The sequence below is a fragment of the Novosphingobium sp. BL-S-20 genome (assembly GCF_055521635.1).
The window spans coordinates 1,288,674-1,306,274 of sequence record NZ_CM145494.1 but is presented as its reverse complement, the minus strand read 5'-3'; the positions used below and the strand labels follow the sequence as shown (position 1 = coordinate 1,306,274).

At 64.7% G+C, this 17,601-nt stretch carries 14 protein-coding genes; 7 read left to right on the top strand and 7 right to left on the bottom strand.

Going from position 1 to position 17,601, the window contains the following annotated elements; genetic code table 11:
* Window positions 1–14: 14 nt before the first annotated feature.
* Entirely contained in the window at window positions 15–2,717 is a 2,703-nt protein-coding gene (locus tag ACZ1II_RS14000) for an EAL domain-containing protein (protein WP_465146981.1), read from the bottom strand.
* 203 nt (window positions 2,718–2,920) lie between these two features.
* On the opposite strand from ACZ1II_RS14000, the gene ACZ1II_RS13995 reads away from it, so the two are divergent.
* A complete protein-coding gene (locus ACZ1II_RS13995) occupies window positions 2,921–4,273 on the top strand; it encodes an FAD-dependent oxidoreductase (protein ID WP_465146980.1) in 1,353 nt (450 codons plus the stop codon).
* A gap of 57 nt (window positions 4,274–4,330) precedes the next feature.
* Here ACZ1II_RS13995 and dnaN read toward each other — a convergent pair whose 3' ends face one another.
* The 5 genes from dnaN to ACZ1II_RS13970 form a co-directional block, all read right to left on the bottom strand.
* On the bottom strand, window positions 4,331–5,449 hold the full coding sequence (gene dnaN, locus ACZ1II_RS13990; protein ID WP_465146979.1) for a DNA polymerase III subunit beta: 1,119 nt from the start codon (window positions 5,447–5,449) through the stop codon (window positions 4,331–4,333).
* Between the two features lie 185 nt (window positions 5,450–5,634).
* Entirely contained in the window at window positions 5,635–6,084 is a 450-nt protein-coding gene (locus tag ACZ1II_RS13985) for a GNAT family N-acetyltransferase (protein ID WP_465146978.1), read from the bottom strand.
* A 25-nt stretch (window positions 6,085–6,109) separates the two neighbouring features.
* Window positions 6,110–6,874 carry a 3-oxoacyl-[acyl-carrier-protein] reductase gene (gene fabG / locus ACZ1II_RS13980; RefSeq protein ID WP_465146977.1) on the bottom strand — a complete coding sequence of 255 codons (765 nt, stop codon included), beginning with the start codon at window positions 6,872–6,874 and terminating at the stop codon, window positions 6,110–6,112.
* Window positions 6,875–6,979: 105 nt separating this feature from the next.
* Window positions 6,980–7,915: an ACP S-malonyltransferase gene (gene fabD / locus ACZ1II_RS13975; protein ID WP_465146976.1), complete on the bottom strand. Its 936-nt coding sequence runs from the start codon at window positions 7,913–7,915 to the stop codon at window positions 6,980–6,982.
* A 77-nt stretch (window positions 7,916–7,992) separates the two neighbouring features.
* Window positions 7,993–8,820 (bottom strand): LD-carboxypeptidase, encoded by an 828-nt coding sequence (locus ACZ1II_RS13970; protein WP_465146975.1) that lies wholly within the window; start codon window positions 8,818–8,820, stop codon window positions 7,993–7,995.
* Window positions 8,821–8,873: 53 nt separating this feature from the next.
* Here ACZ1II_RS13970 and ACZ1II_RS13965 point away from each other — a divergent pair, with 53 nt between their 5' ends.
* Window positions 8,874–10,286 carry a UDP-N-acetylmuramate--L-alanine ligase gene (locus ACZ1II_RS13965; RefSeq protein ID WP_465146974.1) on the top strand — a complete coding sequence of 471 codons (1,413 nt, stop codon included), beginning with the start codon at window positions 8,874–8,876 and terminating at the stop codon, window positions 10,284–10,286.
* Window positions 10,287–10,296: 10 nt separating this feature from the next.
* On the opposite strand, the gene ACZ1II_RS13960 is transcribed toward ACZ1II_RS13965, so the two are convergent.
* The gene (locus ACZ1II_RS13960) at window positions 10,297–11,241 is read right to left on the bottom strand and encodes a DUF808 domain-containing protein (protein ID WP_465146973.1); all 945 of its coding nucleotides are present in this window, start codon (window positions 11,239–11,241) and stop codon (window positions 10,297–10,299) included.
* A 302-nt stretch (window positions 11,242–11,543) separates the two neighbouring features.
* Here ACZ1II_RS13960 and rpsF point away from each other — a divergent pair, with 302 nt between their 5' ends.
* From rpsF to ACZ1II_RS13935, 5 genes are all read left to right on the top strand, one after another.
* Window positions 11,544–11,906 (top strand): 30S ribosomal protein S6, encoded by a 363-nt coding sequence (rpsF, locus tag ACZ1II_RS13955; protein ID WP_021232951.1) that lies wholly within the window; start codon window positions 11,544–11,546, stop codon window positions 11,904–11,906.
* A 5-nt stretch (window positions 11,907–11,911) separates the two neighbouring features.
* Entirely contained in the window at window positions 11,912–12,136 is a 225-nt protein-coding gene (gene rpsR, locus ACZ1II_RS13950) for a 30S ribosomal protein S18 (protein ID WP_021232952.1), read from the top strand.
* Between the two features lie 14 nt (window positions 12,137–12,150).
* Complete coding sequence (gene rplI, locus ACZ1II_RS13945) at window positions 12,151–12,747, top strand: 50S ribosomal protein L9 (protein WP_465146972.1); 597 nt, start codon at window positions 12,151–12,153, stop codon at window positions 12,745–12,747.
* A 117-nt stretch (window positions 12,748–12,864) separates the two neighbouring features.
* Window positions 12,865–14,295: an AMP nucleosidase gene (locus ACZ1II_RS13940; protein ID WP_465146971.1), complete on the top strand. Its 1,431-nt coding sequence runs from the start codon at window positions 12,865–12,867 to the stop codon at window positions 14,293–14,295.
* A 446-nt stretch (window positions 14,296–14,741) separates the two neighbouring features.
* Window positions 14,742–17,537, top strand: coding sequence for a TonB-dependent receptor (locus ACZ1II_RS13935; RefSeq protein WP_465146970.1), 2,796 nt, complete (start codon window positions 14,742–14,744; stop codon window positions 17,535–17,537).
* The last annotated feature ends 64 nt before the right edge of the window (window positions 17,538–17,601 follow it).

The window sequence follows — 17,601 nt, the reverse complement described above, 5'->3', positions numbered from 1 at the left end:
GCATTTTCAGCGTGTCAGCCAGCCCTGCGCAGCAAACTTTCGTCGTCGCTGCCAGAAAGCGTTTCGGCGCATGCGGGAGCGAAGACAACCGAGCCGCTGCCGTCCAGTTCGAGCGGGCGCAGGAATTCCACGCCCATGCTGTCTTCCCGGCACCAACGGGCCGTGGCCAGAACCACGTTGTCATCGGCCAGATGGAGGCCGAACTGGGTCTCCACCGGCACGTTCCAGAGGCCTTCCACCATGGCCCCGGTGCTGGAGATATTGCGGATCGTCCCGTGATAGATGTGGCCGCCGTGCTCCAGCACGACCTTGCGCAGCATCGTCCGGCGCGGCGCGCGGGCCGAGCGCGGGCCGGTGGCGACGGCAATCAGGCCGCGATCGAGCCGGGCCATGACTTCCGCCGCCGTCAGCGACTTTTCATAGATGAAGCCCTGGACATGGCTGCATCCGAGCAGGCGCACGAGGTCCAGTTCGTCCAGCGTCTCCACGCCTTCCGCCGTCGTCTCCATCCCCAGCGCCTCGGCAAGCCCGACGATCGAGGAGATGATCGCGCCGTTACGGCTGCCCTCGATGGTGGCGCCGCGCACGAAGCTCTGGTCGATCTTGATCTTGTCGAACGGCGCCTTCTTCAGATAGCCGAGCGAGGAATAGCCGGTGCCGAAATCGTCGAGCGCCAGCCGCACGCCGATGCCCTTGAGCGCGCCGAACATCGCCTCGGTGGACTTGCCCTCGCCGAGGAAGACGCTCTCGGTGATCTCCAGTTCGAGCCGGGCGGGATCGATGCCCGATTCGGCAATGGCGCGCGTGACCACGGCAGGCAGTTCAGGATTGGCGAATTGCAGCGGCGAGACGTTCACCGCCACGCGCACGTCATGCGGCCAGGCGGCGAGGTCGCGGCAGGCCTTGCGCAGTGCCCATTCACCGATTTCCGAGACGAGGCCGGTTTCCTCGGCCACCGGCACGAACTTCGCGGGCGAGAGATAGCCGTGCTTGGGATGCTTCCAGCGCAGCAGCGCCTCGAACCCGGTGATCCGCTCGGTCGTCGTATGGACCTGGGGCTGATAGTGCAGTTCCAGCGCGCCCGCATCGATCGCGTCGCGCAGGTCCTGTTCCAGCTGCTGGCGCTCGCGGGCATCGGAATGGAGATCGTCGTCGTAGAAGTGATGGCGCCCGCGCCCGCCGCCCTTGGCGGCATAGAGCGCAAGATCGGCATTGCGGATCAGCGCCTCGACGGTGGTTCCGTCCTCCGGACACATGGCGATGCCGACCGAAGCGCCGATCGTCACCCGCGTGCCATCGATGGTATAGGGCTGCGAGAGGTTCTCGATCACCCGGCGCGCGAGATGGCCGAGGCCCTCGTGCTGGTGATAGCCCGGCAGGATCACCTGGAACTCGTCGCCGCCGAGGCGCCCGACCCTGCCCATGTTGGCCACCGTCGCGCGCAGGCGCTCCGCCACCTGTTTGAGCAAGGCGTCACCGGCCGGATGGCCCATGGTATCGTTGACCTGCTTGAAGCGATCGAGATCGAGCAGGAATACGGCGCAGGCGCGGTTCTCGATGCGCGGCGAGTTGATGACCTTCTCCAGCCACTCCGACATCTGGAAGCGGTTGGCCAGCTTGGTCAGCGAATCGAAACGGGCGAGCTGAGTGACGTGCTGCTGCGACTTGCGCGTCTCGGTGAGATCAATGCCCGAGCCGCGAAAGCCGAGGAAATTGTGGAACTGGTCCAGCACCGGCCTGCCGTTGATCGACCACCAGCGCTCGTCCTTCTCGTCGGTCGCGGCGCGCACGGCGATGTCGTGGAACGAGGAACGGGTCGAGAGATGGAAGGCCAGCGTGCGCTCGCTGTCATGGTCCTCGGCGCGCAGGCGGAACAGGCTGAGGAAAGGTCGTCCGTAAAGCTCCGCCTGGGGGCAGCCCACCAGTTCGGCGATCCGCGGCGAGACATAGGCGATCATGCCGCGCCGGTCGGTTTCCCAGAACCAGCCCTGCCCGGTCTCCTCGTATTCGCGCAGGAGTTCCTCGGCCCGGTGCTGTTCGCGCTCCTGCGCCGCGAGCCGCGTCGATTCCGCGCGGGCCAGCCGCGCCTGCCGCATCGCCACGATCAGTCCGATGCCGGTGCCCGCCGCCAGCAGGCCGAGCGTCGCCAGCGAAGCCGAGTGGATCGAGGCCCCTGCCCATATGGCCACCGTCGCGGCAACGATCGAGGTCAGGCGGCGCTCGAGCAGCACCGTCGCCAGCAGGGTCAGCAGGCCGTAGCCCTTGATCGTCACCTGCCAGTTCAGCGCGGCGGCATCATGGGTCCACTGCGCGGCCGCAACGCCGAACAGCAGCATCGGCAGCGCCACCGCCAGCAGCATCAGCGGATAGCGCTTCCAGCTGCGGTGATGGAGCCGCCCTTCCAATGTCGCCAGCAGCGGCGCGCCCAGGCAGAGCAATATGGCCGCGAACGCCAGCGAGAGCGACAGCGGCTGCGGCGCGCTGCGGGACAGGACGCCCATCGCCACCATGTTGCAGACGATACCCGGCGCCATGAGTTCCCAGCGCCGCGCGATGAAGAAATGCAGCGGATCGCTGCTCGGCCCGCGCGGGCGCAGGAAAGCGAAATTCGGAACGGGGTTTCGGGTGTCTTTCTCGGCGCGCTCTACGGGCGCGCGGGATTTCGTCGCACTTTCGCGCGCGATTTCGTTCGACTCTTGGGTCCCCAACCACACCATTGCATCGGCTTTTGCCCTGCCCCCATTGCGAAAGTGTTAAGTTCCGGCAACCAAATCCATAATCGGGCAAATCCAATCCTTACCGGATATGTCACGAGAAGCCCGTCCCACCGGATTTCACTTGCCGCCGATCCGGAAGCATGTTTGCTTCACAAGTGGCGGGCGCACTGATCCAGTTTCCGTCCGCTTGGGAGAAAACATCCATGCGACATATCGCCATCGTCGGATCGGGACCGGCCGGGTACTATACGGCCGAGGCAGCGCTCAAGCAGTGGAGGGACGATGTCCGGGTCGACATCTTCGATTCCTCGCCCGTTCCCTTCGGACTGATCCGCACCGGCGTCGCCCCCGATCACCAGAGCATCAAGAGCGTCGCCCGGCGGTACGAACTGACCGCGCTCAGCGACAACGTCCACTTCGTCGGCAATGTCATGGTTGGTCGCGACATCTCCATCGACGAACTGCGCGAACTCTACGATGCCGTCGTACTGGCGACCGGCGCACCCAACGACCGCAAGCTCAGCCTTCCCGGCGAGGACCTGCCCAATGTCTTCGGCAGCGCGGCTTTCGTCGGCTGGTACAACGGGCATCCGCAGTTCGCCGAACTCCATCCCGATTTCAGCCATGAGACCGCCGTCATCGTCGGCAACGGCAATGTCGCGCTCGATGTCGTGCGGATTCTCGCCAAGTCCGGGGAGGAATTCGCGGGCAGCGATATCGTCGCCCATGCGCTTTCGGCGCTGGAAGGGTCGCAGATCCGGCGGATCGTCGTGCTCGGGCGGCGCGGGCCGCACCAGGTGACGATGACCCCGAAGGAACTGGGCGAACTCGCCAAGCTCGCGCGGGCCTGCCCCCGCGTCGATCCCGCCGACCTGCCGCCGCTGGCCGAAGATGCCGCGCTCGATCCCGGCATGCGCAAGACCATGGGTCACTTGCGCAGCTTCGCGATGGCGGGGGGCACGGCCAATGACAACGGCAATGGCGCGATCTGTCCCGACCGCGACATCGCCATCGAGTTCGACTTCTTCGCCGCCCCGCGCGCAATCCTCGGCACCGACCGGGTCGAGGGCATCGAGATCGAACGCACCAGGCTGGTCGACGGCAAGGCCGTGGGCACCGGCGAGACCTACCACATCCCGGCAGGCATCGTCGTCGCCTGCATCGGCTACCAGACCTCGCGCATTCCCGACGTTCCCTATGACGAACAGGGTGGGCGCTTCGCCAATGTCGAGGGACGGGTCATGCCCGGCCTCTACTGCGTTGGCTGGGCGCGGCGCGGGCCGACCGGCACCATCGGCACCAACCGCCCGGACGGCTTCGCGATCGTCGAGAAGATCGACGCCGACCTTGGCCCCGACGGCGGCACCGGCAAGCCGGGCCGCCTCGGCTTCGAAGCCCTCGCCGAAAAGCGCGGTATCGATTTCGTGAAGTTCACCGAATGGCAGAAGATCGACGAAGCCGAAGTCGCCAATGCCCGCCAGGGCGCTCCGCGCGAGAAGTTCGTCGAGGTCGACCGCATGATCGCCAAGGCCCATCCCTCGATTCAGGAGAGCTGATCACAAAAAAGGCCGGGGTTACGCCCCGGCCTTTTTGTTTGCCTTGAGCCAGTAAGCTCAGACCCGCATCGGCATCAGAACGTAGAGCGCCGGGCTCTGGTCGTTCTGGCGGATCAGCGTCGGCGCACCGGCATCGGCCAAGTGGAGTTCCACCGTGTCACCGTCGATCTGGCCGAGGATATCCTTGAGATAATTGGCGTTGAAGCCGATCTCGAAACCGTCCGAGGCATAGTCCGCCGGGACTTCTTCCGCCGCCGTGCCGTTATCCGGCGAAGTCACAGAAAGCGTCACGCGGTCCTGCTCCAGCGCCATCTTCACGGCGCGGGTCTTTTCGGTGGCGATGGTCGCCACGCGGTCCACGCCCTCGAAGAAGCTCTTGGGATCAATCTTGAGCAGCTTGTCGTTCCCGGTCGGGATGACGCGGGTGTAATCGGGGAACGTACCGTCGATCAGCTTGCTGGTCAGCACGACACCGTTTTCGCCGCCGAGCGTGAAGCGGATCTTGCTGGCCGAAAGGTCGACGAGCACGTTGGTGTCGAGCGCTTCTTCGAGCAGCTTGCGCAGTTCGCCCACGCACTTACGCGGCACGATCACGTCAGGCATGCCATCGGCGCCGTCCGGACGCGGCAGGGTGAAGCGCGCGAGGCGGTGGCCGTCAGTGGCGGCAGCCTTCAGTTCCTCGTCCGAGACGTGGAGGAAGATGCCGTTGAGATAGTAGCGCGTTTCCTCGGTCGAGATCGCGAAGCGGGTGCGGTCGATCAGCTGGCCCAGCGTGGCGGCCGGCACTTCGAAGCTGGTCGGCAGTTCGCCCTCGGCAATGACCGGGAAATCGTCGCGCGGCAGGGTCGGCAGCTGGAAGCGGCTGCGACCGGCCTTGACGACCATGCGGTTGTCCGAAGCGTCGAGGCTGACCTGGCTACCGTCGGGCAGCTTGCGGGCGATGTCGAACAGCAGGTGCGCGGAAACCGTGATCGCACCGGCCTGCTCTACCGAGACCGCGCCCAGGGTTTCGACGACCTGCAAGTCGAGGTCGGTCGCCATGATGCGCAAGGACCCGGAACCCGAGGCCTCGATCAACACGTTCGAGAGAATGGGAATGGTATTGCGCCGCTCGACAACGGACTGCACGTGCGAGAGACAGCGCAGGAGCGTGGAACGTTCGATTGTGGCCTTCATGGCAGCCTCAAGTCCCCCTTGGTCGGGCTAGGGATGCGCACATCCCGAATTTCAGGACGAATATCTCTAGCGAACGGAAAACAGGCGGCAAGCGACTATTGCCCGCCCTTTGGCGTTTCTGGGGATAAATGGGGGGATTTTGGACCTTTTTCAGGTCATTCGAACGCGAATTGCCTGCAGTGCATTCAAAGTGCTTCAAACAAGGCCTTACCCATGCAAGCCGATTCTTCCCGGCCCACATAGCGTCCATAAGGCGCAATCCGGCAATAACCGTGCCGTTCGTAGAAAGTCATCGCGCGGCTGTTGATCCTGCGCGTGGAGAGGCGAGCTTCGCGGTAGCCATCGGCCACGGCCGCCGCCTCCAACGCCTCCAGAAGCGCAGCGCCGCAGCCTTGCTCGGCATACATGCGCTTGATTTCGGCGATATCGCCATCCAGCGGGCGATAGGCGCCGCAGCCAATCACGGCACCCTCCCCGCCACGCGCCACGAGAAACAACGCACGGGGAACGAGGACATCGCCCGGATCGAACGAGGATGTGCCGCAATCGCCCGTGATGGCAGCCAGCGCCCGTGACAGGCGCGCCATCACGGCCGCGGCATCGGGATCGCGCGGATCGCAAGGTTCGACCCTCACCATCCGCGGCGATCCCGAGATCACGTCAGATCATCACCATGCCGCCGTTGACGTGGATCGTCTGGCCGGTGACGTAGCCCGCTTCCTTCGAGGCGAGGAACACGGCGGCAGAGGCGATGTCGTCGCCCTCACCCATGCGGCCCATCGGGATGCGGGCGTTCAGCGCGTCCTTCTGCGCATCGGGCAACACGTCGGTCATCGCGGTGCGGATGAAGCCCGGCGCGATGCAGTTCACGGTGACATTGCGGCTGGCGAGTTCCTGCGCAAGGCTCTTCGACATGGCGGTGATGCCGCCCTTCGCCGCGCAGTAGTTCATCTGGCCGGGATTGCCGGTGGTGCCGACGACCGAGGTGACGTTGATGATGCGGCCGAAGCGGGCCTTCATCATCGGCTTGGTCACGGCGCGCATCAGGCGGAAGGTCGATTCGAGATTGATCTTGATGACCTGGTCCCACTCCTCGTCCTTCATGCGCATCGCGAGGTTGTCGCGGGTGATGCCGGCGTTGTTGATCAGGATATCGATCTTGCCGAGCGATTCGAGCGCGGCGGGAACCAGCTTCTCGACTTGCTCAGGATCGCCCAGGTTGCAGGCGATGGCGACGTGGTCGACGTCCTGCAGGTGCTGCGGGGTGTGCTCGTCCAGCTCGTCGCGGAAGGCGCGCAGCTTGTCCGCGTTCGAGCCCGAGATGGCAAGGCGCGCACCCTGCGCGGCCAGCGCGCGGGCGACGGCGGAACCGATGCCGCCCGAGGCGCCGGTGACGAGGGCGGTCATTCCGTTGAGGTTGAACATCTTTTCAAATCTCCGTGAATCGCCTGCCTGATCGGCGGCGACGGCCCGCTGGACGGGGCCTTTCTTCAAACCTTAGAGTGCTCCGGGTCAAGCCCGGCGCGCCAATCAGAGGCCCTTCGCCAGTTCCTCGATCTCGGCCATAGTGACAGCGGAGATCACCTCCACCTCACCAGCCGAACGCTTGATCATCGGGCCCAGCACCTTGCCGCCGAGTTCGACGAACGTCTCGACGCCCGCCTCGCGCATGGCGATCGCGCTTTCGCGCCAGCGGACTCGGCCTGTCACCTGCTCGACCAGCAGGCGCTGGACTTCGGCAGGATCGGTGACGACCGAGGCGGTGACATTCGCGAACAGCGGCACGTGCAGGCTGCCCGGAGGAGTCTTGGCCAGCGCCTCCGCCATGGCATCGGCAGCGGGCTGCATCAGCGGGCAGTGGAACGGCGCCGACACCGGCAGCAGCACGCCGCGCTTGATGCCGTGGTCCTTCACCAGCGCAATCGCGCGCTCGATGGCTTCCTTGTGACCCGAGATCACGACTTGCGACGGGTCGTTGTCGTTAGCGACAGTGCAGACCTGACCTTCAGCGGCGGCTTCGGCCAGCGCGGTCGCCTTTTCGATATCAGCACCGAGCAGCGCAGCCATGGCGCCAAGGCCGACCGGAACGGCCGCCTGCATCGACTGGCCGCGCAGCTTCAGCAGGCGCGCGGTGTCGGCAAGACTGAAGGCACCGGCGGCGCAGAGCGCGGTATATTCGCCCAGCGAGTGACCGGCCACGAAGTCCGCCTTGTCGGCGAGCGCAATGCCGCCTTCCTTTTCCAGCACGCGCAGGACGGCGATGGCATTGGCCATGATCGCCGGCTGGGCGTTCTCGGTCAGGGTCAGCTCCTCTTCGGGGCCCTGCGTCATCACGCGGAAGAGGTTCTGGCCGAGCGCCTCGTCCACTTCCTGGAAGACCTCGCGCGCGACGGCGCTGGCTTCGGCGAGTTCGGCGCCCATGCCGACCTTCTGGCTGCCCTGTCCGGGAAAAACGAATGCACGCATCTTGGCGGCTCCTTCTGTCCGGCGGGCGGGCAATTGCGCCCTGCCGGTTTGTGAATCTCTCTATGTGGCGCGGCGCGTTATTGACCTTGCGGTCGTTCGGCAAGCCCGAACGGGACGATCCGGTTCATCGCGTCATGCCCGATATCGGCGCTGCCAAGGTAGGGAATGGAGTGATGCGCACACCAGTGGCGCACGATTTCCTCTGCCTCGATGCCGAACGGACGGTCGTTTTCCGGCACGTCGCTGACCCGGCCGAGGCGTAGCCCCGCCACGCCGCCAAGGTGCGCGGTGAGGTGGAAGAACAGCCGGTCGACGGCGTAGAGATACTCGGAGACTTCCTCGACCAGCACGACATGCTTGGCCAGCCCCGGCATCAACGGCGTGCCGCAAAGCATCGCCAGCGTCATCAGGTTGAACGCCACGCGCGGGTGATCGTCGCCGGTCGGCTCGACGCCCGAGGCATCGCCGGTCAGCCAGCGCAGCGCGCGGCGCACCGCTTCCGCCCCGCCCTCGCGCCGGATATCGGCCAGCATCGGGCCATGCACAGGCTTGCCGATGCGCGCGCGATAGAGCCCGCCCAATAGATAGCCTGCATCGGAATAGCCAAGGAAAGTCTTCGCCTGCGCATCGTGCGTGAACTTGCCGATAGCCGCTTCCGCCACCCGGCACGCGCCATAGCCGCCGCGCGCGAACCACACCGCGTCCACCGAAGGATCGTTCGCGCACTCCACCAGCGCCGCGATCCGCCGCGCATCGCTGCCGGCGAAATGGCCTTCCACTTCGAAGCACTGATCATGGATCACCAGCTCCACTTCTGGGAACTCGGCGGCCGCCAGAGCGACGACGGCCTCCGCATCCTCGCGGGTGATCGGGGTGGACGGTGCACAAACTGCGATACGGGTCATGGCTCCTTCCTATCGAGGTTGTCAGGACGAACAAGGCCGCATACCGAAGCGTCATGACTTCCGAGCATCACGACCTCACCTCTCATCCCTGGTTCTTCTGCGGCATCGGCGGATCGGGCATGTTGCCGCTCGCGCTGATCCTCAAGGGACACGGCGCGAAAGTCGCCGGATCGGACCGCAGTCGCGATCAGGGCCGCACACCTGAAAAGTTCGCCTGGCTGGAAAGCCTCGGTTTCGACCTGCACCCGCAGGACGGCAGCGGCATCACCGGCGCGGAGCAGACACTGGTCGCCTCGGCAGCGGTGGAAGACACGGTGCCGGAAGTGGTGCGCGCGAAAGAGTTCGGCTGCCCGCGCATGAGCCGCGCGCAGCTTCTGGCGACTTTGTTCAATGCCGCGCCCTTCGGGATTGCCATCGGCGGCACTTCGGGCAAGTCGACCGTCACCGGCATGACCGGCTGGATCATGACCCACGCGGGCCGCGACCCCACGATCATGAACGGCGCGGTGATGAAGAACTTCGCTAGCCCCGACGCACCCTTCGCCAGCGCTCGCGTGGGTCAGGGTGAGGTCTTCGTGTCGGAAGTGGACGAGAGCGACGGCTCGATCGCGCTCTATCGCCCGAAAGTCGCGGTGCTGGGCAACGTCAGCCTAGACCACAAGAGCCTTGAGGAACTGCGCCAGCTTTTCGGCGACTTCCTTGCCCGTGCGGACGTATCGGCGATCAATCTCGACGATGCGGAAACCGCCGCCCTCGCCCCGCATGCCAAGGCACTGGTTACCTTCGGCATTGTATCGCCGGATGCCCAGATCGGCGCGAGCGATGTGGTCGAAGGACCGACCTCTCTGACCGCCACCGTTCTGGATCGGCGGGATGGAACTTTGCATGCGCTGGCCCTGAAGGTGCCGGGTCGCCACAACCTCTACAACGCCCTCGCCGCCATCGCCGCGACCAATGCCGCCGGAGTTTCGGTGGCCGAGGCGGTCGAGGCGCTGGGCAGCTTCGTGGGTCTGGCGCGCCGGTTCGATATCGTCGGCACCTCGTCCTCGGGCGTGACAGTGATCGACGATTTCGGCCACAACCCGGACAAGGTTTCGGCCACGCTGGCGACGCTCAAGGCCCATCCCGGCCGCGTGATCGCGTTCTTCCAGCCGCACGGCTACGGCCCACTCAAGCAGATGGGCCATGAACTGGCCGAAGTGCTCGCGACCAAGCTGGGGCCGGACGACATGACGATCCTGTGCGATCCGGTCTATTTCGGCGGCACCGTGGACCGCTCCGAAGGCAGCGAACGCATCGTGCGGCTCATCGAAGCGGACGGCGGCAAGGCGGAATACGTGCCCTCCCGCGAAGACTGCGCCAGTCGTATAGTCCAAATCGCCCAACCCGGCGACCGCGTGGTCGTAATGGGCGCGCGCGACGATACGCTGACGGTCTTCGCGAAAGACCTGCTGGCCCGACTCTAAGCGCGCGGGATCAGTGCGCCTTGCCGCGAGCCTTCGCGGCGAGGTGCACCAGAACCGCGATCACCGCGCCCAGCACCAGACCTACCACCGCCGAAGCGACAGCATAGCCCAGCCAGCCCAGTGCACCGCCCAGCGGTCCACCCAGTTCGGCCAGCCAGTGCTGGAAGCCATGCGCGACATGCGCAGGCGCCGGAACGCCCAGTTCCTCCAGCCCGTGCAGGACGATCCCGCCACCGACCCAGAGCATCGCCAGCGTCCCGACCGAGGCCAGCACCGTCAGCACCTTGGGCATGCCATTGACCAGCATACGACCGAAAGCCTGCGTTCCCGCACCCTGCCTTTTGGCGAGGTGCAGCCCGATATCGTCCATCTTCACGATCAGCGCGACCGCGCCATAGACCCCCGCAGTGATGACGATGCCGACCAGCGCCAAAGCCACCGCCCGCGTAATCAGCGAACTGTCCGCCACTTCCGCCAAAGCGATCGCCATGATTTCCGCCGAGAGGATAAGGTCGGTGCGAATCGCGCCGGAGACCCTGCTCTTCTCGAACGCGGCGACATCCTCGACAGGTTCTTCCAGCGTCTCGCCATGATGCTCGCCGCCGAACTTCTCGATCACCTTTTCGGCACCCTCGAAGGCGAGATAGGCACCGCCAATCATCAGGATCGGCGTGATCAGCCAGGGCAGGAAAGCACTCAGCAGCAGCGCGATCGGCAGCAGGATCACGAGCTTGTTAAACAGGCTGCCCTTGGCGATCTTCCAGATGATCGGCAGCTCGCGTTCCGGAGTAAAGTCGGTGACATAGCCGGGGGTTACCGCCGCGTCGTCGATCACGACGCCCGCCGCCTTGCTGCCGGCCTTGGCGACTCCTACCCCAACGTCGTCCAGCGAGGCTGCGGCAGCGCGGGCGATCACCGCCACGTCATCGAGAAGAGCTACGAGGCCGGAAGCCATCTGAGAAGAAACCCCTGAGGTTGAGAATGCGCAAGCCATGCGGGGTAACGGTCCGGCGATCAAGCGAAACCGGACAAAGTCGTGCAGGCCAAGAGACTTGGGGACCGGAGCACCCCATGCAGCCCCGCCAGGCACCGGGCTTCCGATCAGCTTTTGCTTGCGTTCTTCGCCCGATACGCTAAGGGCGCGCCTTCCGTCTCGTGCGCCATGCCGCATGCCGGACGGGAAGGAAGAAAGCCGGAGGGGCCCCGCAATCCCGCGGACAAGCCAGCGATCGGTTAGACAAGATAAAGGAAGCTGCCGTGGCTCAGTATGAGCACGTGTTCCTGGCTCGCCAGGACCTCAGCCAGGCGCAAGTCGATGCGCTTGCCGCCGCCGCCACCGAGATCGTCGAAGCCAACCAGGGCAAGGTCACCAAGACCGAGACCTGGGGCCTGAAGAATCTCGCGTACAAGATCAAGCGCAACCGCAAGGCGCACTTCGTGATGCTCAACATCGAAGCTCCCGGCGACACCATCGCCGAGCTCGAGCGTCAGACGCAGATCAACGAAGACGTCATCCGCTACCTGACCATCCGCGTCGACGAGCATGAAGCTGGTCCGTCGGTCATGATGCGCAAGAGCGACCGCGAGCGTACGCGCCGTCGCGAACGTGAAGGGAACTGATTTCCATGGCACGTGCATTCTTCCGTCGCCGCAAGTCCTGCCCGTTCTCGGGCAAGAACGCTCCGGCCATCGACTACAAGGACGTGCGTCTGCTCCAGGGCTTCATGTCCGAGCGTGGCAAGATCGTTCCCAGCCGCATCACCGCGGTTTCCGCAAAGAAGCAGCGTGAGCTGAGCCAGGCGATCAAGCGCGCCCGGCACATCGGCCTGCTGCCCTACATCGTCAAGTAAGGGGGGCTAGACCCATGGACATCATCCTCCTCGAACGCGTCGAGAAGCTCGGCGCCATCGGCGATGTCGTTTCCGTCAAGGACGGTTACGCCCGCAACTACCTTCTTCCCAACAAGAAGGCCCTGCGCGCCAACGAGAAGAACAAGAAGGTCTTCGAAGCCAACCGCGCGAAGATCGAAGCCGAAAACGCCGAGCGTCGCTCGTCGGCCGAAGCACACTCGGGCAACGTCGAAGGCAAGCAGGTCGTCCTGATCCGCGCCTCGTCGAACTCGGGCCAGCTCTACGGTTCGGTCTCGGTTCGTGACATCGTCGACGCTCTCAACGAGCAGGGCGCCGAAGTCTCGAAGCAGATGATCGTGCTCGAACGCCCGATCAAGACCATCGGCGTGTTCGACGTTCGCGTGAACCTGCACCCCGAAGTCGCCGTGACTGTCAAGGTGAACGTCGCCCGTTCGCCGGACGAAGCCGACCTGCAGTCGCAGGGCGTCGACGTGATGGCCGCGATGTTCGAACAGGACGTCTCGGGCTTCACCGAAGCCTACGACCCGAACGCCGAACCCGGCGAAATCGCGGTCGAAGAGGAAGTTGCCGAGACCGAAGAAGAAGCCTGAGCTTCTGCTTCGCGGTAACGACCGTCGAGATCGAAGGCCCTCGCTCCCACCGGAGCGGGGGCCTTTCTCTTTTCACGCCGCTATTGCACTGCAATACAGATTGCGTAATTACGGGCGATGGAAACGATCAAAAGCACCCTCGCGGAACTGGTCCGCGTTTACGAAACCGCCGTCAGCACCCTGCGCGCCGACATTGCCGCCTTCGTCGAGAACGGCACCCCGCCCCCTTCCGAACGCCGTGAAACGCGCGCCTGGTCCTACCCGGAACTGCGCATCACCTATACGGGCGTGGAACGCGGCACGTTCTACAGCCGCTCGTTCGGCCGCCTGAACGAGGCCGGGACTTACGTCACCACGATCACCCGCCCGCGCCTCTTCGCGGACTATCTCGAGGAACAGCTTGCCCTGCTCCACGAGGATTACGAGGTGGAGATCGAGGTCACGCCTTCCGCGCAGGAAATCCCCTTCCCCTATGTCCTCGACGGCGTCGGCATGGGCAGCGTCACCCCGCAGGAACTGGCGGCCCACTTCCCGACCACCGAACTCGCCCTCATCGGTGACGAGATCTCGGACGGCGTGTTCCGCCAGTCGGCCGAGGAACCGCTGCCGCTGGCCCTGTTCGATGGCCTCCGCACCGATTTCAGCCTCGCCCGCCTGCAGCACTACACCGGCACCAGCGTCGAGCATTGCCAGCGCTACATCCTTTTCACCAACTACCACCGCTATGTGGACGAGTTCGTGGACTGGGCCGGGCAGCAGATCGGTTCGAACGGCTATACCGCCCTGTCGGGCGCGGGCGGCCTCTACCTCGACACCCCGGTCGACAATGCCCGCGAGCGCCTGTCGGACACCGCCTGGCGCCGCCACCAGATGCCGGCCTACCACCTGATCCGGCCGGACAAGTCGGGCATCACCCTCGTCAACATCGGCGTCGGCCCCTCGAACGCCAAGACCATCACCGATCACCTCGCGGTCATCCGTCCCGAGGTCTGGCTGATGATCGGCCACTGCGGCGGCCTGCGCGAAGGCCAGCGCATCGGCGACTACGTGCTCGCCCATGCCTATCTGCGCGACGACCACGTGCTCGATCCGGTCCTGCCGCCCGAGATCCCGCTGCCCGCGATCGCGGAAGTGCAGCAGGCCCTCGCCTCGGCGGCCGAGGCGGTGAGCGGCGAAGGCGGCGCCAACCTCAAGAAACGCATGCGCACCGGCACCGTCGTCACCACCGACGACCGCAACTGGGAACTGCGCTACACCGAATCCGCGCACCGCTTCAGCCTCAGCCGCGCAATCGGCATCGACATGGAAAGCGCCACGATCAGCGCCCAGGGCTATCGCTTCCGCGTGCCCTACGGCACCCTGCTCTGCGTTTCCGACAAGCCGATCCACGGCGAACTCAAGCTGCCGGGCCAGGCAAACCGCTTCTACGAGGAAGCGATTGCCAGCCACCTCAAGATCGGCCTCCAGGCCTGCGACCTGCTCCGCGCCGAAGGCGAGAAGCTGCACTCCCGCAAGCTGCGCGCGTTCAACGAGCCGCCGTTCCGCTGATCCGCTGCGGCCCACGGCCGCAACACTCCCACAGCAAGGGCGTCGTTCCGAAAGGAGCGGCGCCCTTTGCGATTCCAGCCGAAGTATCGGGCGCCGCACCTTTGCCGAGCAAGCCCGCGCCGCCTGCAACCCGACACGGATATGTCCCGTCAACCCATTACGGAGCAATCTTATAATTTTGTGATGGAAATGTGCACAACAAATCCATATAGACTGAGTAGAGTTTGAAGTAATTTCATGTTACGTGATTATTTCAATCAATTACATGAAAATTACACTCATGTATCATCCACCGCAATAATAGTTGCCTATCTACAACTGTGCGGGATTCAATAAAGATCGACTATTATTCCCTGATGACAGAACGTTCACCTTGGGAGCACACCCCCTGATCTGGGTCCGGCTTACGGCAAACCGTGTGCCGGAAACTGCAAAGGGAGTACCGAATGACATCCGAAATGAAGCGCCTGCTGCTGGCTTCCACCCTGCTGATGGGTCTGCCCGCCGCGGCTCATGCGCAGGACGATGCGCCCGCAAACGATGCACAGCCCGACGGCGGCGCCATCGTCGTGACCGGCTCGCGCCTGTCCAACCCGAACCTCGAGCAGGCGGCCCCGATCATGGCCGTTTCCGCCAAGGAAATCGCGCTGACCGGCCAGGTGAACGTCGAGAACATCCTCAAGGACCTGCCGCAGGTGCTGCCGGGTTCGACCGCCGCGTCGAACAATCCGGGCGGCGGCGTCGCCACTGCCGACTTGCGCGGCCTCGGTGCGGAACGCACCCTGGTTCTCGTCAACGGCCACCGCTACGTGTCTTATGACACCAACCAGATCGTCGACCTCAACACGATCCCGACCGCGCTGATCGAGCGCGTCGACGTGGTGACCGGCGGCAAGTCCGCCGTCTACGGTTCGGACGCGGTGACCGGCGTGGTGAACTTCATCACCAAGCAGGACTTCGACGGCGTCCAGGCCAATGCCAACTACCGCCTGACCGGCCAGGGTGACGGCGGACAGTACAACGGCGGCCTTCTGGTCGGCAAGAACTTCGCCGACGGCCGCGGCAACATCACGGTCTACGGCGACTACATGCGCCGCAAGTCGATCCTCCAGTCGGGCCGCAGCTACACTTCGGTGGCACAGACCGACGACGGCGAAGGCGGCCTGATGAACGGCGGCTCCAGCTCGATCCCGGCGGGCCGCATCGCGCTCGGCGGCAGCAACTACAAGTTCGGGCAGGACGGCAGCTACTCGGCCTATACTTCGGCCGATGCCTACAACTATGCCTCCGAGAACTATCTGCAGGTCCCGCAGAAGCGCGAGCTGCTCTCGGCCCAGGCCCACTTCGACGTCAGCGATCACCTGACGCTCTACGGCGAAGGCCAGTACATCCACAACCGGGTGAAGAACCAACTGGCCCCGACCCCGCTGACCGGCACCTACTCGCTCGACACCGATTCCTCGTTCCTCTCCGCGGACACGCAGGCACTGCTGAGCAGCCATGACACCGATGGCGACGGCTATACTTCCGCTGCAGTCTATCGCCGTCTTTCGGAAGTGGGCGACCGCATCTCGGACCTCGACAGCAAGGCCTATCGCGGCCTGATCGGCGCCCGCGGCCAGATCTCCGGCGACTGGAACTACGACGCCTACTTCAGCTACTCGCGCACCAAGCAGGTCGAGCGCCAGTACGGCAACGTCTCGGCCAGCCGCGTCCAGCAAGCGCTGCTGACCAGCTACGATTCGAGCGGCAACCTCGTCTGCTCGGACACCAGCAACGGCTGCGTCCCGCTGAACATCTTCGGCGCGGGCAACATCAGCCAGGAAGCGGCCGACTTCATCTCGATCGACACGGTCAACCGCTCGACGATCACCGAGAAGGTCGTCAGCGGCGCGATCACCAACAACAACCTGTTCGATCTGGGCGCCGGCCCGGCCGGCCTGGCCTTCGGCGGCGAATACCGCAGCGAGCACGGCAGCTTCAACCCGGACGAGGCGCTCGCCTCGGGTGACGTGATCGGCTTCAACGGCTCCGAACCGATCGCGGGCGGCTACAACGTCAAGGAACTCTTCGCCGAGTTCAACGTGCCCCTGATCGCCGACAAGCCCTTCATCGAACGCCTCGAATTCAACGGCGCGGCGCGCTATTCGTACTATTCGACGGCGGCCAAGTCGGTCGGCACCTTCTCGGCGGGCCTCGTCTGGGCGCCGATCAAGGACGTGAGCCTGCGCGGCCAGTTCTCGCGCGCGGTGCGTGCCCCTACGGTCAACAACCTCTACAGCGGCAATGCCCAGAACTTCGAGGCCGCGACCGACCCCTGCGCCACCTCGAGCGCGCTCACGAACGCCAATCTCAACGCCAGCTGCGCGGCATCGGGCGTTCCGACGAACCTGATCGGCACGGCCTACAACGGCGGCGATTCGCAGATCGAGAGCTACAACGGCGGCAATACCTCGCTGCGCGAGGAAACGGCGAACACCTGGACCTTCGGCACGATGATCCAGCCCCGCTTCATTCCGGGCCTGTCGCTGACCGTCGATTACTATCACATCAAGATCGACAACTACATCACCGCCGCAGGCACCTCGAACATCATCTCGGCCTGCTACGGCACCGCCGCGAACGGATGGACGCCCTACGACACCAGCTACTGCTCGCTGCTGCCGCGTGACGCCAACAGCTATGCGATCACCGGCGCGATCGACAACCTGTCCAACTCGGGCGGGATGAAGACCGACGGCATCGACTTCGACATGCAGTACGCGATCCCGCTGGCCTTCGGCGAGCACGGATCGAGCAAGCTGACCCTGCGCGCCAGCGGCACCCGCCTGATGAACTTCACGTTCAAGCCGATCGCCGCCCTCTCCGACCTGACTGTCGACTGCGCGGGCAAGTTCGGCCTGCTCTGCGGCAACGTCTATGCCAAGTGGCGTCTCAACGGCCGCGTGAGCTGGTCGACCGAGGGCAAGACGCTCTCGCTCGCCTGGCGCCACCTCTCGCCGGTCAAGGACGACGATGAATCGACGACCTACAGCGTCGAGAAGATCAAGGCCTACGACTACTTCGATCTCACCGCGCAGATCGACGTGGCCAAGCGCTTCACCTGGAACATCGGCATGAACAACATGTTCAACAAGAAGCCGCCGATCCTGGGTGACAACCAGGAGCAGTCGAACACCTACCCGACGACCTACGACGTCTACGGTCGTACGTTCTTCACCGGGATCACGGTGGACTTCTAAAGGCTCACGAAAAAGGGGAGCCGGCATGAGCCAGCTCCCCCTATCGGCCTCGAAACGGCCCCCG

Coding starts and splice junctions, on each gene's coding strand:
- ACZ1II_RS14000 (WP_465146981.1), bottom strand. CDS start 2,717: ATGGTGTGGTTGGGGACCCAAGAGTCGAACGAAATCGCGCGCGAAAGT.
- ACZ1II_RS13995 (WP_465146980.1), top strand. CDS start 2,921: ATGCGACATATCGCCATCGTCGGATCGGGACCGGCCGGGTACTATACG.
- dnaN (WP_465146979.1), bottom strand. CDS start 5,449: ATGAAGGCCACAATCGAACGTTCCACGCTCCTGCGCTGTCTCTCGCAC.
- fabG (WP_465146977.1), bottom strand. CDS start 6,874: ATGTTCAACCTCAACGGAATGACCGCCCTCGTCACCGGCGCCTCGGGC.
- fabD (WP_465146976.1), bottom strand. CDS start 7,915: ATGCGTGCATTCGTTTTTCCCGGACAGGGCAGCCAGAAGGTCGGCATG.
- ACZ1II_RS13970 (WP_465146975.1), bottom strand. CDS start 8,820: ATGACCCGTATCGCAGTTTGTGCACCGTCCACCCCGATCACCCGCGAG.
- ACZ1II_RS13965 (WP_465146974.1), top strand. CDS start 8,874: ATGACTTCCGAGCATCACGACCTCACCTCTCATCCCTGGTTCTTCTGC.
- ACZ1II_RS13960 (WP_465146973.1), bottom strand. CDS start 11,241: ATGGCTTCCGGCCTCGTAGCTCTTCTCGATGACGTGGCGGTGATCGCC.
- rpsR (WP_021232952.1), top strand. CDS start 11,912: ATGGCACGTGCATTCTTCCGTCGCCGCAAGTCCTGCCCGTTCTCGGGC.
- rplI (WP_465146972.1), top strand. CDS start 12,151: ATGGACATCATCCTCCTCGAACGCGTCGAGAAGCTCGGCGCCATCGGC.
- ACZ1II_RS13940 (WP_465146971.1), top strand. CDS start 12,865: ATGGAAACGATCAAAAGCACCCTCGCGGAACTGGTCCGCGTTTACGAA.
- ACZ1II_RS13935 (WP_465146970.1), top strand. CDS start 14,742: ATGACATCCGAAATGAAGCGCCTGCTGCTGGCTTCCACCCTGCTGATG.